Origin of the sequence: Sphingomonas sp. (assembly GCF_019635515.1) — a bacterium.
Classification (GTDB): Bacteria; Pseudomonadota; Alphaproteobacteria; order Sphingomonadales; family Sphingomonadaceae; genus Sphingomonas.
On the sequence record NZ_JAHBZI010000001.1, the window covers coordinates 276668 to 299160 of the forward strand.

The following is a 22493-nucleotide window of genomic DNA, read 5'->3' on the forward strand; positions in this document are numbered from 1 at the left end:
CTTGTTTGCTTGTGCTCCCGCGAAAGCAGGAGCCTGGGGTTCTGAATACTTGGCTCTAGGCTCCTGCTTCCGCAGGAGCGCAGGAAAGGGTCAGGCGATCAGCCGACGATGCCCAGGATGTCGGATTCCTTCATGATGAGGAGGTCCTCACCGTTGATCTTGACCTCGGTGCCCGACCATTTGCCGAACAGGATGCGGTCGCCGGCCTTGACGTCGAGCGGCGAAATCTCGCCCTTGTCGTTCTTGGCGCCGGCGCCGGCGGCGACGACTTCGCCTTCCTGCGGCTTTTCCTGGGCGGTGTCGGGGATGATGATGCCGCCGGCGGTCTTCTGCTCGGCTTCGACGCGGCGAACCAGCACGCGGTCGTGCAACGGACGGAAGTTCATTGCTCTAATTCCCTCTCGGATATGGAACGTCTGGCACTCAAGCGAGTCGAGTGCCAACAGCGCGCATATGTGGAGGCGGGTGACCGGCGTCAACCGGTACGCATGGAATAAATTCAGGCCGGCAGCAGGCCGATGCGGGCGCGGATATGCCAGCGCCACAGCAGCAGGATCGAAACGACGAGCAGCCCGACCGCGAGCCCGGTCCAGATGCCGACGCCCTCCCAGCCAAGCCCGAACCCCAGAATGACCGCCGTGCCAAAACCCGCGACCCAATAGCCGAGCCCGGCGACGATCATCGGCACGCGCGTATCCTGCAATCCGCGCAGCACCCCGGCACCCACCGCCTGTGCGCCATCGACGAGCTGGAATATCGCGGCGAGCGTGAGATATTGCGTCGCCAGCGCCACCACGCGCGCATTGGCGGCGGCGTCGACGTCGATATAGGCCGAGATCAGCAATCTCGGCATCATCCAGATCATGCTCGCGGTGATCGCCATCGCGCCGATGCCAAACAGGATCGCGGCGGTGCCGGCATGCGCGATCCAGACGTGATCGCGCGCGCCATAGCCCATCCCGACCCGGATCGTCGCCGCCTGGGCGATGCCAAACGGAATCTGGAAGGTAACCGCGGCGATATTGAGCGCGACCGCGTGCGCGGCGACTTCGGCGACGCCGATCAGCCCCATCAGCAGCGCCGCGCCGCCAAACAGGGCGCCTTCGAAGAACCAGGTGAACATGATCGGCGTGCCGATGCGAACGATCTCGCGGAAGCGCGCCCATTCGGTGCGCCACCAGCGCCCGAACAGGTGGAAGCGGCGCAGCTTGCGATCGGTGAGCAGGATCAGCGCATAGGCGAGCATCATCGCGATCATCGTCACGACGCTGGCGAGCGCCGAGCCTTCCAGCCCCATCGCCGGGAAGCCACCATGTCCGAAGATGAACAGCCAGTTGGTGAGGATCGCGACGCCGAGCGCGAGCGCGGTCACCACGAACGCCCAGAAGGCGCGGTCGAGCGCGGCGGCGGTGGTGCGCATGATGCCGGCGGCGACGCCGGGCACGATCGCGAACAGGATGATGTCGAGGAAGGTGCCGGCGCGCGCCGCCACGACCGGATCCTGCCCGGCGAGCAGCAGCAGCGTCTCGCCATGCGCGAGGATCAGGATAACCGGCACCGAGCCGGCCGCGCCGACCCACATCGCCATCCGGAAGCTGCGCCGCACCTCGCGCACCGAATGCGCCCGGCGGCCAAGCTCGGCGGCGATGATCGGCGCGGCGGCGCTGGTCAGCCCGATCAGCGCGAACATCGACAGGTTGAACAGAAAGACGCCCAGCGTCGCCGCGGCGAGCTCGACGGTGCCCAGCCGCGCGACGAAGATCACATCGACCGCCGACACCGTCATCTGGAGCAGGTTGGCGCCGACCAGCGGTCCCGCCAGCCAGACGAGCGCGCGCATTTCCTCCCGAAGGGTTGCGGGCGCGGGCGCAGTGACTGCCGTGGCGGGGATCATTCCGGACATGACGCGCGCCCCTATCGATTTCGGCGGATGAAGGAAACCACTCCGTGTTATTACGATAATACAGCCGTTTACTCGCCCGCTACACTCCGGTAGCTAGGACAGCGGGGCATTCTTGGATCGGAACCTATCGTGAAGCTCGTCAAAGGCGCCTGGAAGATTCTCGTCGCGATCAAGGACTTCCTTGTCCTGGTCTTCATGCTGCTGTTCTTCACCGTCTTGTTCGCGGCGCTGTCCCACAAGCCCAATGCGGCGGGCATCCGCGACGGCGCATTGGTCGTCGCGTTCGACGGCGTGCTGACCGAGCAGCCGCGCGAGCCCGATCCCTTCGCCAATTTCGGTGGCGGCCGGGCGACGAAGGAGCTGCGCCTGCGAGACGTGCTGCGCGCGCTCGATGCGGCGCGGACCGACGACCGCGTCAAGGCGGTGGTGCTGGATATGGACCGCTTCATGGGCGGCTATCCGGCCGCGGTGAGCGAAGTCGCCGAGGCGGTCGGAAAGGTGCGCGCCGCCAACAAGCCGGTGCTGGCCTATGCCACCGGCTATAGCGACGACGCCTATGCGATCGCCGCCAATGCCAGCGAGATCTGGGTGCATCCGATGGGCGGCACGCTGTTCGCCGGGCCCGGCGGCACCAGCCTCTATTACAAGGGCCTGCTCGACAAGCTCGGGGTCAACGCGCACGTCTACAAGGTCGGCAAGTACAAGTCGGCGGTCGAGCCCTATATCCTGACCGGCATGTCGCCCGAGGCGCGCGAGGCCAGCCAGGCGCTGTACGGCTCGATCTTCAGCCAGTGGCAGCAGGGCATCGCCAAGGCGCGGCCCAAGGCCAAGCTCGCCGGCTTCCTGACCAGGCCCGATGAAGCGGTGGCGGCGGCGCGGGGCGATATCTCGCAGGCCAATCTCGCTGCCGGTCTGGTCGACAAGCTCGGTGACCGGCTCGCCTTCGGCAAGCGCGTCGCCGAGATCGCCGGCACGCCGAGCGGCAAGCCCGCGGGCAATTTCAATGCGATCAAGCTCGCCGATTTCGTGGCGGCGCATCCGGCGCCCACCGGCGGCGACGCGATCGGCGTGATCACCGTTGCCGGCGAGATCGTCGATGGCAAGGCCGGGGCGGGCACCGCCGGCGGCGACACCGTCTCTTCGCTGCTCCTCAAGGGGCTGGCGACCAAGAATTTGAAGGCGCTGGTGGTACGCGTCGATTCGCCGGGCGGATCGGCGCTGGCCTCGGAACAGATCCGCCAGGCGATCCTGCAGGCCAAGGCGCAGGGTCTGCCGGTGGTGGTGTCGATGGGCAGCCTCGCCGCCAGCGGCGGCTATTGGGTATCGACCGCGGGCGACGCGATCTTCGCCGAGCCCGATACGATCACCGGATCGATCGGCATCTTCGGGATCCTGCCGACCTTCGAGAACAGCCTCGCCAAGATCGGGGTGACCAGCGACGGCGTCCAGACGACGCCGCTGTCGGGCCAGCCGAACGTGATGGGCGGGACCAACGCGGTGACCGACCGCATCCTGCAATCGGCGATCGAGCAGGGCTATCAGCGCTTCATCGGACTCGTCGCGGGCGCGCGCAAGCTGACGCCGCAACGCGTCGACGAGATCGGCCAAGGCCGGGTCTGGATCGGCGGGGTGGCGCATCAGCTGGGTCTGGTCGATCGCTTCGGCGGATTGCAGGCGGCGATCGAGGAGGCGGCGCGGCGCGCCAAGCTCGATCCGGCCAAGGTCCATCCGGTCTATCTCGAAAAGGAACAGTCGGGCTGGCTGAAATTCTTCGAGGAAGTGACGCGTGACGATACCGGCAAGGACGATGGCTGGGCCGATAGCCCGGGCGGCGAGGACGCGTTCGCGCGGATCGCCAGTCAGCAACGGGCGCTGGTGGCGCAGGCGCTGGGCGATGCGCGGCGGCTGGCCCGGGGCGGTTCGGTGCAGGCGCGTTGCCTCGAATGCGGCGGGCTGGGACCGGTCGCGGTGCGCGCCGAGGATCGCAGCCTGTTCGAGCTCCTGCTGGCGCGTTTCGCCGGATGATCGCGATCCGGGCCGCGACCAGCGACGACGCCAGCGCGATCGCGGCGATCTATGCGCCGCACGTGCTGACCGGCACCGTTTCGTTCGAGAATGATCCGCCCGACGCGCGGGCGATGCGGACGCGGATGGCGGCGAGCGACGGTCTCTATCCGTGGCTGGTGGCGACGACTGGTGGTTCGGGGGGCGGCGAGCCGGATGGCGGAGTGATCGGCTATGCCTATGCTACCAGGTTCCGCGACCGGCCGGCATATCGCTATGTCTGCGAGACCTCGATCTATCTGACCGACGCGTCGAGCGGATCGGGGGTCGGGCGGCTGCTCTACAAGGCGCTGGTCGATACGCTGCGCGCGCAGGGCTTCGTTCACGCGATCGGCGCGATCGCTCTGCCCAACGACCGTTCGATCCGGCTGCACGAGGCGGTGGGGTTCCGCCGCGCCGGAGTCTATCGCGAGGTCGGCTTCAAGCATGGCCAGTGGATCGATGTCGGCTTCTGGCAGGCCGAGCTGAACGAACCGAGCGTGCCGCCGGTCGAACCGCGCAAGTTCAGCGACGTGGGCGTGGTGCGCGGGTAACGCGCGGCAATACTTTCGCAGGGAAATCGCGCTAGATCGGGGATATGCAGCCGCCGGTTCAGACCATCCGCATCGATCGCGCGCATAAGCTTGTCGAGGTGCATCTGTCGGGCTTCTTCACGGCGGAGGATGCGGCGTGGACCGGCGAGGAATTGCGCGCCGCGATTCTGTCACTCGGGCTCGCGCCGGGCGAGCATGTTACGCTCTATGACGCGACCGAGCTCAACGTCGCGCCCAATGCCACGGTCGAGGCGGTGAAGAGCATGTTCGCCAACCCCAGCGTGCGGCCGCTCTGGGCGCGCAAGGTCGCGATCATCACCCGTTCGGCACTGGCGCGACTGCAAATACGGCGGCTGCGCGAGGCGCGCGCCGACATCGCGATCTTCGCGGAGCGCGACGCGGCGGTCGATTGGCTGCTCGCCGCCTAGTCGATCAGGGTGTGGCGGACGATATGGTCGAAGGCCGGCGCGTTGGGCGCCGAGTCGATCGCATCATAGGCATTGTCGCCGACGCGCGGCCAGCGCGTCGAGATCGTCACCTTATTTCCGCGGCTCGAACAGGTGAAGCGGATCGTGGTCGCCACACTGTCTCACATGCGGGCAACTCGGTTGAAAGATCAATCAAGAGTCAACGGCGCTTGCGATAATGCGGCATCGCGATCTTCCAATGGATCGCGGCGCCGCGCAGCGCGAAGCCGGTGCCGGCGGCGATCAGCCCGGCCGCGAAGGGCGGCAGTCCGGCCAGGGTGAGGCCGACCTGAAGCGCGGCGGCGACGGCGGCGGCGGTGACGTAGAGCTCGGGCTGGAGCAGGATCGAGGGCTCGCCGGCGAAGACATCGCGGATCATGCCCCCTGCGCACGAGGTCAGTACCCCCATTACCGCTGCCGGAACCGGAGGAATGCCATAGCTGAGCGCCTTGGCCGCGCCGAACGCGGCATAGGCGGCGAGGCCGGCGGCATCGAGCCAGTCGAACGCGCTCGCCGTCCACCAGCGCTGGGGCGTGAACCAGATCAGCACCGCCATCGACATGCACAGCGCCGCGACGCTGGGGGCATGGACCCAGAATACCGGTGCGCCGATCAGCAGATCGCGGATCGTGCCGCCGCCGACGCCGGTGACGAGCGCGAAGAAGGCGAGGGTGATGAAGGTCAGCTCGCGCCGCGCCGCCGCCAGCGCGCCGGTCATCGCGAACAAAGCGATGCCGAACAGATCGAGCCAGGGCAGGATCGGCCCAAGGCGTGCGGCGGCGGCGATCGGGTCCATGGGCGCTTTTCCCTGTTTGGCAGTGGCGCGTCAAACGCTAGAGAAAGGCATATGGACCGCACGCCTCAGCCGCTCATCGTCATCGCCATCTGCCTTGCCGCGCTCGCCGGCTTCGTCGACGCGCTCGCTTTCACCAGCCTCGGCGGGTTCTTCGCGAGCTTCATGAGCGGCAATTCGACCCGGCTCGGCGTCGGGCTGGGCAGTGGCGGGGCCGGCGACGCGGCAATGGCGCTGGCGCTGGTGATGAGCTTCGTCAGCGGGGTGATCGTCGCCAGCGTGATCGCGCGCAGATATGCCGCGCATCCGCGCGAATCGACGATGGTGGTGGTCACCGCGCTGCTGACCGCGGCGGCGACGATGGCCACGCTCGATCCCGGCCCGGTGGTGCTGATCTTCCTCGCCATGGCGATGGGCTGCGAGAATGGCGTGTTCAACCGCGATGGCCAGGCCAGTTTTGGTGTCACCTATCTTAGCGGCACTTTGGTGCGACTGGGGCAGAAGGCCGCGAACGCGCTGATGGGCGACAGGGACCGCTGGGGCTGGGTGCCGTATCTGGCGCTGTGGCTCGGCTTCGTGTCGGGCGTGCTGATCGGCGCGGCCAGCCAGCTCCGCTGGGGCTGGGGCGCGCTATGGGCCGCACCCGTGGCGGCGGCGGTGATTACTGTTGCGCTGGGGCGGGTGCGGAGCTGAGCCAGGCTATTTCCGCACAGCTTTCATGTCGCGGCCGTTCTGGTGCATCACTGCGCCGTCGATCTTGCCGGTTGCGTCGCGCGTGAAATCGATCTGCGCATCGACGACCTTGAAGAAGAAATGGTCGGGCGTTTCGGCGAAGAGATCGAGCGCGTTCTGGCCGGTGGCCTGTGCGGTCAGCCTGGCGCCGTCGGCACGGATGGTGAAGCCGAAGCGAGGCGAAATCTCGTAAGTCCCCTCATATTGCTTGAGGGCGTCCGCGGGCAGCGTCACTGCCTTGCGCTCGCTTGGCAGTATCACCGCGCCGCCGCGCGCCAGCGTCATCAGCGACCTGCCGAGCCTGCTTGCCGCCGGGCCGTTGAGATTAGCGAGGACGATGACGGTGACCTTGCTCTCGGGGTCATAGGCGAGCCAGGAGTTGAACCCGTCGATCCCGCCGCTGTGCTCGATCGAGGTCTTGCCGTCTGCCTTCGCGACGACGATTCCGAGCGCGTAATTGTTTTTATAGGGCGTGGTGAAGGCCGTGAAGCTTTCGGGCTTGAGCATTTTGCCGCCGAACATCGCGGTCTGCCACTTCAGCAGATCATGGGTGGTCGAATAGAGTCCGCCCGCTCCCTGGGGCACGGTCATGTCGAGATAATCGGCATTGACCACGCCGCCCGATGCGGGGCTGTAGCCCGAAGCGCGGCGTGCGAGCACCGTCTTGTGGCTGTCATAGCCGCTATCGGCCATGCCGAGCGGCTTGAAGATGTTGTCGGCAACGAACGTGCCGTAATCTTGGCCGCTTGCCTTCTCGATAATCGCGGTGAGCACGACATAGCCCGAATTCGAATAGTCCATCCGCTCGCCGGGCGCGAAATCGAGTGGCTTGTCGCGGAAGCGCGCGATCAGTTCGGTGGGCGTGGTGGCGAGCGCCTTGGTCTTTCCGTAATCGTCGAAGCCGGTGAAATTGGGGATACCGGCGCTGTGATTGAGCAGGTTGCGGACCGTGACCTTGTCCCAGCTTGCCGGCGCATCGGGCAGATAGGTCTTCACCGAGGCATCGAGGCTTAGTTTGCCGCGCTCGGCGAGCAGAAGGATCGCCGTGGCGGTGAACTGCTTGGTGACCGAGCCTAGGCGGAATTTGGTGTCGCCGTCATTGGCGATCTTCCATTCGAGATTGGCCGAGCCATAGCCGCGGTCGAGCAGGACCTTGCCATCCTTGGCGACCAGCACTGCGCCCATGAACTCGCTTTTGTCGGCATCGGCGCGGACGACGAAGTCCATCCGCGCCGGATCTTGAGCGCGCGCGGGCGCCGCGGCGAGTATGAAGGCGGTGACGGCAAGTAGCAAAGCGCGCATCGAAATCCCCTTGCATGTATTATTCAACTAATACGCGTAAGGAGCCGGTGCAAGCGGCGCAAGGAGGGCGAGTGCCGACTGGCGCGCTCGCCAACGATTTTCGCCAACCGCTTGCGTGGGTCAGACGTGGATCGGCTTCCCAAGCACCGCCATCGATGCTTCCTTGATCGCCTCGTTGTGCGTCGGGTGCGCGTGACAGGTATAGGCGATGTCCTCGCTCGTCGCGCCGAACTCCATCGCCTGCGCGACCTGGGCGATCATCGTGCCGGCGGGGACGGCGATCATCCACGCGCCGAGGACGCGGTCGGTCTTGGCGTCGGCGATCACCTTCACCCAGCCATCGGGCTCGTGATTGGTCTTGGCGCGGCTGTTGCCGGCCATCGGGAACTTGCCGATCTTGACCTCGCCGCGCTCCCGGGCCTGCTCTTCAGTCAGGCCGACACCGGCGATTTCGGGCCAAGTATAGACCACCGACGGAATGATGTCGTGGTTCACGATGCCGGTCTGGCCAGCGATGTTTTCGGCAACCGCGATGCCTTCGTCCTCGGCCTTGTGCGCCAGCATCGGGCCGGGGACGACATCGCCGATCGCCCAGACGCCGGGGGTGGCGGTTCGGAAGCTGTGGTCGATCCCGATCTGGCCGCGCTGATTGACCGAAAGCCCGGCGGCTTCGAGGTTGAGACCGTCGGTATTTGGCTTGCGGCCGATCGAGACCAGCACGCAATCGGCTTCGAGCGTCTCGGCGGCGCCGCCTTTGGCGGGTTCCAGCGTCAGGGTCGCCTTGCCGCCCTTGACCGTCACGCCGGTGACTTTGGTGCCGAGCTTCAATTCCATGCCCTGCTTCTTGAACAGGCGGCCGGCCTCCTTGCGGATGTCGCCGTCCATGCCGGGGAGGAGCTGATCGAGGAATTCGACGACGGTGACCTTCGCGCCGACGCGGCGCCACACCGAGCCGAGCTCGAGGCCGATCACGCCGCCGCCGATGACGACGAGGTGGCCGGGAACCTTGGCAAGCTCGAGCGCGCCGGTGCTGTCGACGACGACCTGCTTGGCGTTATCGACTTCGACGCCCGGAAGCGGCGTGACCGACGAGCCGGTGGCGATGACGATGTTCTTCGCGCGGACCTCACGGTCGCCGACCTTGACCGAATCCTTGCCGGTGAATGACGCGCGGCCCTTGAGCCATTCGACCTTGTTCTTCTTGAACAGGAATTCGATGCCGCCGGTGAGGCCCTTGATCGCATCGACGCGCTGGGCGTGCATCGCGTCGAGATCGAGCTCGACGCCGCTGGTCTTGACGCCGAGCTTGGCGAGCTTGCCGGATGCGGCTTCCTCGAACAGCTCGGAAGCGTGGAGCAGCGCCTTGCTGGGGATGCAGCCGACATTGAGACAGGTGCCGCCCAGCGTCTCGCGGCTCTCGGCGCAGGCGGTCTTGAGCCCGAGCTGCGCGGCGCGGATCGCGGCGACATAGCCACCGGGGCCGGCACCGATCACGAGGACGTCGAAGTCGTATTCAGCCATTTTCTCTTCCTTGTTCCCCGGCGAAGGCCGGGGCCCAGTACCGAGACGGAATTTGGTGAGCGTCTCGCGTAGTTACAAACTTCATTCCAACTGGGCCCCGGCCTTCGCCGGGGCACCGTTGGGTTTCGGTCAAATCACAAATCGATCAGCAGCCGGGTCGGATCCTCGATCGCGTTCTTGAGCGCGACGAGGAAGGTGACCGCCTCGCGGCCGTCGATCAGGCGGTGATCGTAGCTGAGCGCGAGATACATCATCGGGCGGATGACGATCTGGCCGTCGCGGACGACCGGGCGCTCCTCGATGCGGTGCAGGCCAAGCACGGCCGACTGCGGCGGGTTGATGATCGGGGTCGACATCAGCGAACCGAACACGCCGCCGTTGGAGATGGTGAAGGTGCCGCCCTTCATCTCTTCCATCTTGAGCGTCCCGTCCTTGGCGCGCTTGCCGAAATCGCCGATGGTCTTTTCGATGCCGGCGACGCTCAAATCCTGCGCGTCGCGGATCACCGGGACGACCAGACCCTGCGGCGCGGAGACCGCGACCGAGATATCGGCATAATCGTGATAGACGATCTCATCGCCTTCGATGCTCGCGTTGACGCTGGGGATATCCTTCAGCGCCATCACCGCGGCCTTCACGAAGAAGCCCATGAAGCCGAGGCGGACGCCGTGCTTCTTCTCGAACAGATCCTTGTATTTCGCGCGCGCTTCCATGACCGCGGTCATATCGACATCGTTGAAGGTGGTGAGGAGCGCGGCGGTGTTCTGCGCGTCCTTGAGGCGGGTGGCGATGGTCTGGCGCAGGCGCGTCATCCGCACACGCTCTTCCTTGCGGCCGCCCGAGGGCGTGGCCGCGGCGACGGGAGAGGCGGCCGGTGCCGGCGCGGGCGTCGCCGGCTTGGAGCTGGCGGCGGCGACCACGTCTTCCTTGGTGATGCGGCCGTCCTTGCCGGTGCCCTGCACCGTCGCCGGATCGACGCCATGTTCGAGCACGGCGCGGCGCACCGACGGGGAGAGCGCGGCGGCCTCGACTTCGCGGACCTGCTCGCTGGGGCCGGTCTGGCTGCCGTTGGTGGCGGGGGCTGGCGCGGCGGGCGCCGAGGCGGGTGCCGCAGCCGCGCCGCCTTCGCCGACGGTGGCGATGACGGCGCCGACCGAGACGGTGTCGCCGACCTTGACGAGGTGATCGCCCATCACGCCCGCGACCGGCGAGGGCACTTCGACCGAAACCTTGTCGGTCTCGAGGGACGCGATCGGCTCATCGGCCTTCACCAGATCTCCGGGCTGCTTGAGCCACTCGCCAAGCGTCGCTTCGGTGATCGATTCGCCCAGTACGGGAACGGTAACGTCGGTCATATCATGCCTTCCGGGTACGGCGGATTTCTTCGCGGACATTGTGGCCAAGCGCATCGGCGACGAGCGCGCCCTGCTCGGCCTGGTGGCGCTTCATCAGGCCGGTCGCCGGCGACGCGGCGGCGGCGCGGCCGGCGTAACGCGGGCGACGCGGCTTGATCCTGGCGTCGATAATGCACTGTTCGATCAGCGGCTCGACGAAGAACCAATAGCCATTGTTCTTCGGCTCTTCCTGCGCCCAGACCACCTCTTCGAGGTTGCCCATCTTCTTGAGGCGCGCGGTCAGCGGCTCGCCCGGGAAGGGATAGAGCTGCTCGATGCGGACGATCGCGGTGTTCTTGTCGCCGGCGGCGTCACGGGCTTCGATCAAGTCATAGGCGACCTTGCCGGTGCACAGCACGAGGCGCTTCACGTCCTTGTCGGCCGGAGCCGAGGGATCGGAGAGGATGCGGCGGAACTGGCTGTCGCCCTGGAACTCGGCCGCGCTGCTGACCGCCAGCTTGTGGCGGAGCAGCGACTTGGGCGTCATCTGCACCAGGGGTTTACGGAAATTGCGGCGCATCTGACGGCGCAGCAGGTGGAAATAATTGGCCGGCGTCGTGATGTTGGCGACCTGCATATTGTCCTGCGCGCAGAGCTGGAGGAAGCGCTCGGGGCGCGCCGAGCTATGCTCGGGACCCTGGCCTTCATAGCCGTGCGGCAGCAGCATCACCAGGCCGTTGGCGCGCAGCCACTTGGCTTCGCCCGAGGCGATGAACTGGTCGATCATGATCTGCGCGCCGTTGGCGAAATCGCCGAACTGCGCTTCCCAGAGGACCAGCGTCTTGGGATCGGCGCCGGCATAGCCATATTCGAAGCCGAGCACGCCATATTCGGAAAGCGGCGAATCCAGCACTTCGAAATTGCCGTGCGGGATCGTCGCGAGGGGCACATATTTATGCTCGTCGGTCTGATCGACCCAGACGGCGTGACGCTGCGAGAAGGTGCCGCGGCCCGAATCCTGACCCGACAGGCGGACGCCATAGCCTTCCGAGAGCAGCGCGCCGAAGGCGAGCGCCTCACCGGTGGCCCAGTCGAAATTCTCTCCCGACCTGAACATCTCGCGCTTGGCGTCGAGGACGCGACCGAGGGTCTTGTGGATCTGCAGCCCTTCGGGAACTTCGGTCAGCGTGCGGCCAAGGCTGTCGAACAGCTTCTTCTCGATGCCGGTATCGACGCTGCGGCGCGCGGTCTCGCCATCGGCGGGGGCGCCGAGGCCCGACCAGCGTCCGGCGAACCAGTCCGCCTTGTTCGGCAGATAGGCCTTGCCGGCCTCGAACTCGCCTTCGAGCAGATCGGTGAACTGCTGGACTTTCTGCGCGGCAAAGCCTGCGTCGATCACGCCCTGCTCGACCAGTCGTTTGGCGTAGATCTCGCTGACGCCGGGGTGGTTCCTGATCTTGGCGTACATCAGCGGCTGGGTGAAGCTCGGCTCGTCGCCTTCGTTATGGCCGAAGCGGCGATAGCACCACATGTCGATGACGACGTCGCGCTTGAAGGTCTGGCGATATTCGGTCGCGACCTTGCAGGCGAAGGTCACGGCTTCGGGATCGTCGCCGTTCACATGGAGGATCGGCGCCATCACTCCCTTCGCGACATCGCTCGGATAGGGTGAGGAGCGCGCGAATTGCGGGCTGGTGGTGAAGCCGATCTGGTTGTTGATGACGAAATGGATGCAGCCGCCGGTATTGTAACCGCGGATGCCCGAGAAGCCGAGGCACTCCCAGACGATGCCTTGGCCCGCGAACGCCGCGTCGCCATGGATGAGGACGGGCAACACCTGGGTGTGTTCCGCCAGATCGCCGCGGACCGTCTGAAGCGCGCGGACCTTGCCTAGCACGACGGGATCAGCGGCTTCGAGGTGCGAGGGATTGGCGACCAGCGACATATGGACGCTGACGCCGTCGAACTCGCGGTCGGTGCTGGTGCCCAGATGATACTTCACATCGCCCGAACCGGCGACGTCATCGGGGTTGGACGAGCCGCCGCCGAACTCGTGGAAGATCACCCGGAACGGCTTGGACATGACGTTGGCGAGCATGTTGAGCCGGCCGCGATGGGCCATGCCGTAGACGATCTCGCGCACGCCGGTGGCGCCGCCATATTTGATGATCGCTTCCATGGCGGGGATCATCGATTCGCCGCCATCCAGGCCGAAGCGCTTGGTGCCGACATATTTCTTGCCGCAGAAGCGTTCCCACTGCTCGGCTTCGATGACCTTGGAGAGGATCGCCTTCTTGCCCTCGGGCGAGAACTGGATTTCCTTGTCCTTGCCCTCCATCCGATCCTGGAGGAAGCGCCGCTCCTCGACATCGGCGATGTGCATATATTCGAGGCCGACATTGCCGCAGTAGTTGCGGCGCAGGATGTCGACGATCTCGCGGACGGTGCCCCATTGCAGGCCGAGCACGCCGCCGAGATAGACCGGGCGATCGATATCGGCGTCGGTGAAGCCATGATATTCGGTGCGCAGATCGGCGGGCAGATCCTGGCGGGCGAGGCCCAGCGGATCGAGATTGGCGGCGAGATGCCCGCGCACCCGATAGGTGCGGATCAGCATCATCGCGCGGATCGAATCCCCGGCCGCCCTGGCGATATCGTCCTGCGACGGCGGCGCCTTGGGCGCGGCTGCCGCCCCACCGCCCTTGGCGGGCTTGGGCGCGGGCTCCATCTGCGTCGGATCGAGCGCGGCGGTGAGCGCGTCGGTTTCGGTCGGCGGCCAGTTGGCCTGCTTCCAGCTCGGGCCCTGGGCGCTGCCTTCGAGCCCCTCGAACCATGTCCGCCAGCCGGCCTCGATCGAAGCCGGATCGGCCTTGAAGCGCTTGTACATGGTCTCGACGAAGGCCGGGCTTACGCCGCCCGCGATATCGTCGAAGTCGAGGCCCTCATAGCCCATCGGTCACATCCAATCGTTAGTCGAACGCGCGCGATACACCGCGCGCATTAACCATTTACCCCTTGAGCACTTCCAGCAGCGTCTCACCGAGCAGCGAGGGGCTGGCCGAGACGCGAATGCCGGCGGCTTCCATCGCCGCGATCTTGCTTTCGGCATCGCCCTTGCCGCCCGAGACGATCGCGCCGGCATGGCCCATGCGGCGGCCCGGAGGCGCGGTGCGGCCGGCGATGAAACCGGCCATCGGCTTCTTGCGGCCCTTCTTCGCCTCGTCGATCAGGAACTGCGCGGCCTGCTCCTCCGCATCGCCGCCGATCTCGCCGATCATGATGATCGACTTGGTGGCGTCGTCGGCGAGGAACAGCTCGAGCACGTCGATGAAGTTGGTGCCGTTGACCGGATCGCCGCCGATGCCGACCGCGGTGGTCTGGCCCAGGCCCGCATTGGTGGTCTGGAAGACGGCCTCATAGGTCAGCGTGCCCGAGCGCGAGACGACGCCGACCGAACCCTTCGAGAAGATGCTGCCGGGCATGATACCGATCTTGCACTCGCCGGGGGTCAGCACGCCGGGGCAGTTCGGGCCGATCAGCCGCGACTTGCTGCCCGAAAGCGCGCGCTTGACCTTGACCATGTCGAGCACCGGAATGCCCTCGGTGATCGCGACGATCAGCGGGATCTCGGCATCGATCGCCTCGAGAATCGAATCGGCGGCGAAGGGCGGCGGCACATAGATCACGCTGGCGTCGGCGCCGGTCTTGGACTTGGCCTCGGCGACGGTGTCGAACACCGGCAGGTCGAGATGGGTGGTGCCGCCCTTGCCGGGGGTGACGCCGCCGACCATCTGCGTGCCATAGGCCAGCGCCGCCTGGGTGTGGAAGCTGCCGGTCTCGCCGGTCATGCCCTGGGTGATGACCTTGGTATTCTTGTTGACGAGAATCGACATTCAAAACCCTCCAATGGCCTGCGAGACGAGGATCACGCCGCTAAGCCCCAATTGCTTGGCGACAGCTTCGTCCTTGGGCATGTAATTCAATTCAAAAGTCCGGCCATCGACCCATGGCTCCCACAGGAAGCGCGTGCCGCCGGCCACAGGCATCAATCCGCTCGTGGACGGCTTGCCGATCCAGCGTTCGACGACGGCCTCGTCGATCGCGCCGGGCGCATCGAAATCATAGACGCGGCAGCCATTGCCCCAGAAGCCGCTCTTATCCTCGTAGCGGCTGACGACGAGGAAGACCTGACGGACACCGACCGTGTGGCGATAGCGCGCGCCGAACATCGTGCCGTCATCGCCGACCGCGTCCCGCCCGAGCTTTTCGAGGTGCCAAAGCCGTGGGTCGGCGTCCTCGGCGATTTCTTCCCAGCCGCCCTTGGCCGCCTCGGCCTTGGTCTTCTCGAAATCCTCGACGTGCGCGCAGGGCGCGGCAAAGGCTTCGAGCAACGCCGTGCCATCGGTTGCTCCCGCGAGCAGCAAGGCGGCGGCGAACAGCATCAGCCGAGCGAGCTATCGATGCCCTTGCACGCGACCAGCAGTTCCTTGACCGCATCGACCGAAACCTGAAGGTTGGCCTTGGCCTCATCGTTGAGCTCGATCTCGACGATCTGCTCGACGCCGTCCTTGCCGATGATCACCGGCACGCCGACGTACAGGTCATCGACGCCATACTGGCCGGTCAAGTGCGCGGCGCAGGGGAGCAGGCGCTTCTGGTCGTAGAGATAGGCTTCGGCCATCGCGATGCCGCTGGTCGCGGGGGCGTAGAAGGCCGAGCCGGTCTTGAGCAAGCCGACGATCTCGCCGCCGCCCGAACGGGTGCGCTGGACGATCGCGTCGATGCGCTCCTGCGTCGAGCGATCCTGCTTGATGAGATCGGGAATGGGAATGCCCGCGACGGTCGAATATTCGACCACCGGCACCATCGTGTCACCATGGCCGCCGAGCACGAAGCTGGTGACGTCCTTGACCGAGACCTTGAATTCCTCGGCGAGGAAGTGGCTGAAGCGCGACGAATCGAGCACCCCGGCCATGCCGACGACCATGTGGTGCGGCAGGCCCGAGAATTCGCGCAGCGCCCAGACCATCGCGTCGAGCGGGTTGGTGATGCAGATCACGAACGCGTCGGGGGCGTTGGCGGCGATGCCTTCGCCGACGGCCTTCATCACCTTGAGGTTGATGCCGAGCAGATCGTCGCGGCTCATGCCGGGCTTGCGGGCGACACCGGCGGTGACGATGATCACGTCTGCGCCGGCGATGTCGGCATAATCATTGGTGCCGGTGATCTTGGCATCGAAGCCCTCGACCGGACCGCACTGCGAGAGATCGAGCGCCTTGCCCTGCGGCACGCCTTCGACGACGTCGAACAGGACGATGTCACCAAGACCCTTGAGCGCGGCGAGATGGGCGAGCGTGCCGCCAATGTTACCAGCGCCGATGAGTGCGATCTTCTTGCGGGCCATGAGAACTCCTTGCTCGTGCCGACACGCGCGAGGCCGCACCCCACGCGAATTTCGCGCGCGGCTTAGGCCGATTGGCCGCATGTCGCAACCTCAGAAGGGTGGAGCAATCGGATTATCTTTGCGACTAATTCGCAAGTGCAATAAAGGGTGATTTCTGGCGCGACGGGGCGGCGCGTCGCGAAAAACGCGCGGGCGGGATCTGGCTGCCGTTCAGCGGCTGGCGGCGCGGCGCTTGTACGCCTCCGCCAAAACGAAGAACGCCGCCTTGCGAGTGCCGGTCTCGGAGATCAGCCCCTTGCGGTTCCAGCCCTGCTGATAGACCGGGTGTTGGCGCCGCGGCGAGCGGAAGTCCTTGAGGATCCACGGCGATAGACCGGCGAGGAACGGTACCTTCTCCGCCATCTTCAGCGTCTGGCGATAATATTCGGCCTGGAATTCCTCGCTGAACTTGTGCGGATCCTGGTCGCCGTCATGGAAGCCGGCCAGCGCGTCGGCGCCGAATTCGGAGAAGATCAGCGGCTTCTGCACCGGCGTGCGCCATTCGAAGCCCGGCAGCGTCATCAGCGCGTCGTCCGAATACCAGCCATTATAGGTGTTGATCGCCATCACATCCAAATCGCCAACCAGCGGATCGTCGATCGTCATCACCTTGCCCTCGCGCTTGCTAAGCAAGGCGGCGGTTACGAGGCGGCTGTCGTCCAGGGCGCGGACATCGCCGATCAGCGTGCGCAGGAATGTGTTGCGCGTGTCGCCGACCGGTGTCTCGTTGGAGACGCTCCACAGCGCGATCGATGCGCGGTTGCGGTCGCGGCGGATATTCTCGGCGAGCATCGCGCGGGCGTCGCGCAGCGTATCGGGGTTGCTCCAATCGACGCGCCAATAGACCGGCACCTCGCTCCACACGAGCAGACCGAGCTCGTCGGCCATGCGGGTCATCACCTCGCTGTGCGGGTAATGCGCCAGGCGGACGAAATTGCCGTTCAGGCCCTGCTTGATCTCGGTGAGCAAAGCGCGGGCGGCAGCGGGCGTGATCGCACGGACCGGATCCTTGCCCAGCTCCTCCTCGTGCATCGAGATGCCGCGCAGGAAGATGGGCTGGCCGTTGAGCAGGATCTTCGTGCCGCGGACTTCGACGGTGCGGAAGCCGATACGGTCGGCGAGCACATCCTCGCCGCTGGCGACGCTGACATCGTACAGCGCCGGGCTCTCAGGGGACCAGCGCTTGAGGCCTTTGGGCGCCGCCACATCCGCTTCCCATTGTCCGGCCGCGTCGGTGCGGCCTTCGAGCTTGAGGCCGAGCGCTGGGATGGCCAAGCGGATCGCCGCACCGGCCCTGGCCGGCCCGTCGAGTTGCGCCGAGATCGCGATCTTGCCGTCACGGGTCAGGCGTACAAAGGCGTCGTCGACATAGGTTTCCGGCACCGCGATCAGCGTCACCGAGCGGGTGATCCCGCCATAGGTCTCCCAATCGGTGACCGGCGGCGGGACATCGGCATTGGTGCGGACGCTGTCGACGCCCAGCGTGATCTGGTTGTTGCCGGGCCGCAGGAGCGCGGTAACGTCGAAGGCGAAGGGGGTGAAACCGCCGCGATGACTGCCGACATGCTTGCCATTCAGATAAACATCGGCGGCATAATCCACCGCGCCGAAGCGGAGGAACACGCGTTTGCCGTCCGCCGGCGGATCATAGACGAAACCGCGCTGGTACCAGACCAGTCCCTGATACAGCCGCATCTCGGGTGCATGGCCGATCCAGCTGCCCGGCAGATGCGTCACCGGCGATTGCTGCATGTCGAATTCGAACCATTTGGCCGGATCGGCATCGGCGACATCCTTCTGGACGATATCCGCCCAGCGCCGCGTGCTCTCGCCCGGAGGGCCGCCATGGAAGCCGGCGACACCGTCACGATAGGGATCGATCGACCAGTGCCATGCCCCGTCGAGGCTGGTCGAGGGCCGCATATCGGCGGCGGCGAGGGTTTGCGCGGCGGCGGGGAAGGCGAGAAGAGTCAGCGCTGTCATCAGCGCGGCGATGCGGGCGAGCGGCTTCATCCTTCCCCTCCTGTAATTTGCGTCAGGCTTAGCGCTCGCCGTGCCCCTCGGCCAGATATTCGTCCGAGCGCATCTCCATCAGCCGGCTGACGGTGCGATCGAATTCGAAGCGGCCATCGCCGGCTTCGTAAAGATGCTCGGGCTCGGCATCGGCGGCGGCGAGCAATTTGACGTTGTGCTCGTACAGCGCGTCGATCAGCGTCACGAAGCGCGCGGCTTCGTTGCGGTTCTCGGGGCCGAGCCTGGGAATACCGACCAGGATCACGGTGTGAAAGCGGCGGGCGATGGCGAGATAGTCCGCCGCGCCGCGCGCCTCGCCGCATAGCCGCTTGAACGAGAACACCGCCACGCCTTTCAGGCACTTCGGCACATGGATCTCACGTCCGCCCTGCACCGGCAGATCGCATGCCGGAACATGATCGCGATCCTCGGGGGGATAATCGGTCAGGCGAAAGAAGGCGGCGGAAAGCTGCCGGGTCGCTTCGGGGCCGTTGGGGACGAGCCAGGTTTGCATGCTGCCAAGCCGGTCAAGCCGGTAATCGACCGGGCCATTGAGCGCGAGCACGTCCATCCGCTCCTCGATCAGCGCGATGAAGGGCAGGAACAGCTGGCGGTTTATCCCGTCCTTGTAGAGATCCCGCGGCACCCGGTTCGAGGTGGCGACGATCGTCAGGCCATGGCGCATCATCTCGGTGAACAGCCGCGACAGGATCATCGCGTCGGCAGGATTGTTGACCACCATCTCATCGAACGCGAGCAGGCGGATGTCCTCGGCCAGTGCTTCGGCAACCGCGATGACGGGGTCCGCCGTTTCCTTCTTGCGCTCGTCGTTGAGGCGGGCATGCACCTCGATCATGAACTCGTGGAAGTGAACGCGGCGCTTGCGGCGGATCTGTACGCACTCGAACAGCAGGTCCATCAGCATGGATTTGCCGCGCCCGACTCCGCCCCACAGATAGACGCCGCGCGGCGCTTCGGGCTGGCGGCCCAATGCGCGCCACAGGATGCTGCCTTTCTTGGGCACGGCTTCGAGGTGGGAAGCGAGGATATTGAGACGGAGCGCTGCGGCTTCCTGCTCGGGATCGGCGCGAAGCTCGCCCGCCGCAACCAGCTCGCGATAGCGTTCGAGAACGCGTGTCATGACGCCGGCTTGCGGATCGTGCCCGAGAAGCTGGCGATGGTCGCGCCTTCCTGCACGATCAGCCCGCGCAGGAACAGGAAGCGCCGAGTCTCGCGCAGCAATTCCACCCGCGCCTCGACCGCGCCGGTCGGCACCGGCGCGCCGGCGATGAACTGGGCGGAGAGGTCGAGCGTCGCGGCGGTGCCTGCGGTCAGCACGCCAAACGCGCGTCCTGCGGCGAACAGGGCCATGTCCATGAAGCCTAGCAATGCCCCGCCATGGACATCGCCGCGCAGGTTCGAATGCATCTGCTTGGGACTGAAGCGCACCCGCGCGATACCGTCCTCAACCAGCACCGATAGCGGCCCGAAGATCGAGTTGAACCGCGTCGTATCGGTCAGCGACCAGCGCTTCCAGCCGGGAAGATCGGGATCGTCCTCGAAAACGAAACGGTGTCCGTCAGCCCTGTTCGAGTCATTTGGGCTCAAAGCGTGCGCTCGGCTTCCATCTTCTTGATCTCGGCGATCGCCTTGGCGGGATTGAGACCCTTGGGGCAGACGTTGGCGCAGTTCATGATCGTGTGGCAGCGATAGAGGCGGAACGGATCCTCGAGCTGATCCAGACGCTCGCCGGTCATCTCGTCGCGGCTGTCCGCCAGCCAGCGATAGGCCTGGAGCAGGATCGCCGGCCCCAGGAACTTGTCGCTGTTCCACCAATAGCTCGGGCACGAGGTCGAGCAGCAGGCGCACAGGATGCACTCATAGAGGCCGTCCAGCTTCTCGCGCTGCTCGGGGCTCTGGAGCCGCTCCTTGCCGGAAGGCGTGGTGCTGACCGTCTGCAACCAGGGACGGATCGAGGCATATTGCGCATAGAAGTGCGTGAAATCGGGGACCAGATCCTTGATCACGTCCATGTGCGGCAGCGGGGTGATCTGGACCTCGCCCTTGATGTCCTCGATTGCCGTCGTACAGGCGAGGCCGTTGCGGCCGTCCATGTTCATCGAGCATGATCCGCAAATGCCCTCGCGGCACGAGCGGCGGAATGTCAGGGAGCTGTCGATCTCCGACTTGATCTTGATCAGCGCGTCGAGGACCATCGGGCCGCATTCGTCGAGATCGATCTCGAACTTGTCGTAGCGCGGATTTTCGCCGGTATCGGGATCGTAGCGGTAGATTTTGAAGGTCTTGGTACGCTCGGCGCCCGGTGCCGCTTTGTGCACCTTGCCCTTCTTGTTGATCTTGCTGTTCTTGGGCAGGGCGAATTCGGCCATCACGCGTTCCTTGTGCTGGCTGCGCGATAGCCAATCGGGGCGGGCGGCTCAACCTCCTATGATGCGGTGCCGCAAAGCCCGGTGTGTTTGGCAATGCTAAATCACGTCGAGCACCAAGCCGAGATCGCGCGCCTGCAAGGCGTCAATATACCAATTCGACGGCGCTCGCTGGCAGACCTCCTCGAAGGAGACGCGCGAACCGACGACGATCGCGCGGAAGCCTTCCTCCTCGATCCGCACCGATTCCTCGATCTCGTGCAGCGTCGCCTTAAGCGTGGCCACGCAGGACTTGAGCGGGCCCGAGACCTGGATCGTCTTGTCGATGATCCGCTCGTGCAGCATCAGCCGGGTGCCGCGCGTCAGGAAACGCTTGTCGACCGGGAAGCTCGCCATGAACGTCGCGCCCGCCGAATAGACCGCGACCTTGCCGAGGAAGAGCATCTCGCGGCCGGTATAGTCGCGCATCAGCCGCAATTCGTCACCCATCAGCCGCGCGACTTCGGGATCGCCGCCGAGCGTGGAGAGCGAGACGACCAGTGGGCCCTCGCGGGGCGCCTTGGCGAGCTGCTCGCGGAAGCTGGCGTACATCGCCTGATCGACGGTGCCCGAGAGACTGATGTGCGGCGTGCCAAGCAGCGGATAGTGCGTCGCGCGGCCTGAAGCTGCGCTGGAATAGGGTGTGGGGGCGGGAGCATGGGCCGGTTCGGTCATGGCCTGCGCAACCGGCGCGGGGGCCTGCGGTTCCGCGAAAACAGGACGGGGCAGCGATTCATGTCTGGGAGCGGGGCCCAGCGCCGCCCGCTTCGCCTCGCGCTTCTCCAGCATCCGCCGCACCACGAACGAGAAGCCGAAGGTGATCAGCGCGCCCAGAACGATCTGGATCAGCCGGTTCTTGAAGCCGCCGGGCAACATCTTCTCGACGGCGGCCGGGATCTGGTGCTCCAGATCGCCCGGGATCAGCCGCTCGATGAGCGTTTCCTGGCGCTCGGCCATGTGGCTATCCGCCCTTGAGCGCGTCGGTCGCCGGGCGGCCGACCGGCTGGCTCGCGGTCTTGGGCATCCGCGCCTCGAGCGGGACCAGCCAGGTCGAGACCTTGTCACCGATGCTCACCTGCGGGTTGCTCGGCTGCAGCCGCGCCGCGCCTTCCCAGTCGCCGATCAGCCCGCGCGCCTCGTCGGATGCCTTTTCCAGCGGCTGCGCTTTACGCAGGCCATGGTTGATCATCGCGTCGCCGAAGAAGGTCCAGTCATTCTCGGCCATGCAGCCGAACGACGGACGCTCGGAGGAGGCGGCGGTGAACAGCGCGGTAGTGTCGCTAGATACCGCCGGCACGAAGATCCCCGAATAGCAGGCCGAGAGGATCAGCACGCGGTTCTTGATGCCGAGTCCGTCGAGGATGCCGGCGAGCCGTGACGGGGTGAGGATGCCGAAGCCCTCGTCGCCGTCATGATAGGCGATGCCGACCTTGGCGCCATGGCTGGTGGTGTAGAGCACCAGCACGTCCTGCTGCTTGTCCATCAATTCGGCGACGCGGGCGAGGGCGAGGGTCAGGCTGGTCAGGCTGCCGGCCGGAAGCTCGCTCGGCGCGGCGCCGCTGGAGCCGCCGAGGACGATGGTGCGCCCCTTGGCGTCATAGCGCGCGCCGAGCACCTTGCCGGCTTCGCGCGCCTCGCGCCCGAACACCGGATCGCTGTCGAGCGCGATCGAGACGACATAGGCATCGACCAGCTTGGGCCGTTGCGGCTGGAGCGCGGCGAGCGCGGCGGCCAGCTTGCGGCTGTCGGCGAGCATCGCCGCGGGCGAGCGCCCGCGTTGGAGCTCGGGACCGAATTCGAGATCCTCGGCGCTGCCGGCAAGCGGCGGATAATCCACGGTATGCTTCGGCGCCTGATATTGGGCGAGCGCCGGGGACGCGACAGAGGCGGCAAGCGCGGCAAGCAACGCGAACAGAAAACGCATGGTCGGAACTGGCCCCCCGGATTTGGTTAACGTCAGTC

General features: G+C 65.9%; 21 protein-coding genes. 4 read left to right on the top strand and 17 right to left on the bottom strand.

All coding sequences use genetic code 11. The features are described from left to right. Nucleotides 1–98: 98 nt before the first annotated feature. Entirely contained in the window at nt 99–386 is a 288-nt protein-coding gene (groES, locus tag KF730_RS01425; protein WP_294091739.1) for a co-chaperone GroES, read from the bottom strand. 113 nt (nt 387–499) lie between these two features. Next, a complete protein-coding gene (locus KF730_RS01430; RefSeq protein WP_294091741.1) occupies nt 500–1903 on the bottom strand; it encodes an MATE family efflux transporter in 1404 nt (467 codons plus the stop codon). 129 nt (nt 1904–2032) lie between these two features. On the opposite strand from KF730_RS01430, the gene sppA reads away from it, so the two are divergent. From sppA to KF730_RS01445, 3 genes are read left to right on the top strand one after another with little or no spacing between them, the layout of a single operon-like run. After that, nucleotides 2033–3928, top strand: a complete 1896-nt coding sequence (sppA, locus tag KF730_RS01435) for a signal peptide peptidase SppA (protein WP_294091744.1) — start codon at nt 2033–2035, stop codon at nt 3926–3928. Beyond that, nucleotides 3925–4500 carry a GNAT family N-acetyltransferase gene (locus KF730_RS01440; RefSeq protein WP_294091746.1) on the top strand — a complete coding sequence of 192 codons (576 nt, stop codon included), beginning with the start codon at nt 3925–3927 and terminating at the stop codon, nt 4498–4500. Before sppA ends, KF730_RS01440 begins: the two co-directional genes overlap by 4 nt. A gap of 44 nt (nt 4501–4544) precedes the next feature. After that, complete coding sequence (locus tag KF730_RS01445; protein WP_294091748.1) at nt 4545–4928, top strand: hypothetical protein; 384 nt, start codon at nt 4545–4547, stop codon at nt 4926–4928. On the opposite strand, the gene KF730_RS01450 is transcribed toward KF730_RS01445, so the two are convergent. Next, nucleotides 4925–5083, bottom strand: a complete 159-nt coding sequence (locus tag KF730_RS01450) for a hypothetical protein (RefSeq protein WP_294091749.1) — start codon at nt 5081–5083, stop codon at nt 4925–4927. The genes KF730_RS01445 and KF730_RS01450 overlap by 4 nt on opposite strands. A gap of 44 nt (nt 5084–5127) precedes the next feature. Beyond that, entirely contained in the window at nt 5128–5763 is a 636-nt protein-coding gene (locus KF730_RS01455; RefSeq protein WP_294091750.1) for a trimeric intracellular cation channel family protein, read from the bottom strand. A gap of 51 nt (nt 5764–5814) precedes the next feature. On the opposite strand from KF730_RS01455, the gene KF730_RS01460 reads away from it, so the two are divergent. Then, nucleotides 5815–6453 carry a YoaK family protein gene (locus tag KF730_RS01460; RefSeq protein ID WP_294091751.1) on the top strand — a complete coding sequence of 213 codons (639 nt, stop codon included), beginning with the start codon at nt 5815–5817 and terminating at the stop codon, nt 6451–6453. A gap of 6 nt (nt 6454–6459) precedes the next feature. Here the strand turns inward: KF730_RS01460 and KF730_RS01465 are convergent, their stop codons facing one another. The 13 genes from KF730_RS01465 to KF730_RS01525 all read right to left on the bottom strand — a co-directional run bounded on the left by KF730_RS01465 (nt 6460) and on the right by KF730_RS01525 (nt 22455). Continuing rightward, a complete protein-coding gene (locus tag KF730_RS01465; RefSeq protein ID WP_294091752.1) occupies nt 6460–7794 on the bottom strand; it encodes a serine hydrolase in 1335 nt (444 codons plus the stop codon). Nucleotides 7795–7914: 120 nt separating this feature from the next. Continuing rightward, nucleotides 7915–9315, bottom strand: a complete 1401-nt coding sequence (lpdA, locus tag KF730_RS01470) for a dihydrolipoyl dehydrogenase (RefSeq protein ID WP_294091753.1) — start codon at nt 9313–9315, stop codon at nt 7915–7917. A gap of 134 nt (nt 9316–9449) precedes the next feature. After that, complete coding sequence (gene odhB / locus KF730_RS01475) at nt 9450–10670, bottom strand: 2-oxoglutarate dehydrogenase complex dihydrolipoyllysine-residue succinyltransferase (protein WP_294091755.1); 1221 nt, start codon at nt 10668–10670, stop codon at nt 9450–9452. A gap of 1 nt (nt 10671) precedes the next feature. Next, nucleotides 10672–13602, bottom strand: a complete 2931-nt coding sequence (locus KF730_RS01480) for a 2-oxoglutarate dehydrogenase E1 component (RefSeq protein WP_294091757.1) — start codon at nt 13600–13602, stop codon at nt 10672–10674. Nucleotides 13603–13657: 55 nt separating this feature from the next. Further along, nucleotides 13658–14542 (bottom strand): succinate--CoA ligase subunit alpha, encoded by an 885-nt coding sequence (sucD, locus tag KF730_RS01485; protein WP_294091758.1) that lies wholly within the window; start codon nt 14540–14542, stop codon nt 13658–13660. After that, nucleotides 14543–15091: a hypothetical protein gene (locus tag KF730_RS01490; RefSeq protein ID WP_294091759.1), complete on the bottom strand. Its 549-nt coding sequence runs from the start codon at nt 15089–15091 to the stop codon at nt 14543–14545. Next, a complete protein-coding gene (gene mdh / locus KF730_RS01495; RefSeq protein WP_294091760.1) occupies nt 15091–16053 on the bottom strand; it encodes a malate dehydrogenase in 963 nt (320 codons plus the stop codon). Before mdh ends, KF730_RS01490 begins: the two co-directional genes overlap by 1 nt. Nucleotides 16054–16263: 210 nt before the next feature. Continuing rightward, a complete protein-coding gene (locus KF730_RS01500) occupies nt 16264–18105 on the bottom strand; it encodes a glycoside hydrolase family 2 TIM barrel-domain containing protein (RefSeq protein WP_294091762.1) in 1842 nt (613 codons plus the stop codon). 28 nt (nt 18106–18133) lie between these two features. Then, a complete protein-coding gene (gene zapE, locus KF730_RS01505; RefSeq protein WP_294091763.1) occupies nt 18134–19246 on the bottom strand; it encodes a cell division protein ZapE in 1113 nt (370 codons plus the stop codon). Further along, nucleotides 19243–19713 carry a PaaI family thioesterase gene (locus tag KF730_RS01510; protein WP_294091764.1) on the bottom strand — a complete coding sequence of 157 codons (471 nt, stop codon included), beginning with the start codon at nt 19711–19713 and terminating at the stop codon, nt 19243–19245. Before KF730_RS01510 ends, zapE begins: the two co-directional genes overlap by 4 nt. After that, entirely contained in the window at nt 19710–20495 is a 786-nt protein-coding gene (locus tag KF730_RS01515) for a succinate dehydrogenase iron-sulfur subunit (protein WP_294091765.1), read from the bottom strand. The genes KF730_RS01510 and KF730_RS01515 overlap by 4 nt, the downstream gene beginning before the upstream one ends. A gap of 96 nt (nt 20496–20591) precedes the next feature. Beyond that, on the bottom strand, nt 20592–21206 hold the full coding sequence (locus KF730_RS01520; RefSeq protein WP_294095636.1) for a peptidase S14: 615 nt from the start codon (nt 21204–21206) through the stop codon (nt 20592–20594). 286 nt (nt 21207–21492) lie between these two features. Further along, nucleotides 21493–22455, bottom strand: coding sequence for a C13 family peptidase (locus KF730_RS01525; protein WP_294091766.1), 963 nt, complete (start codon nt 22453–22455; stop codon nt 21493–21495). Between the last annotated feature and the right edge of the window lie 38 nt (nt 22456–22493).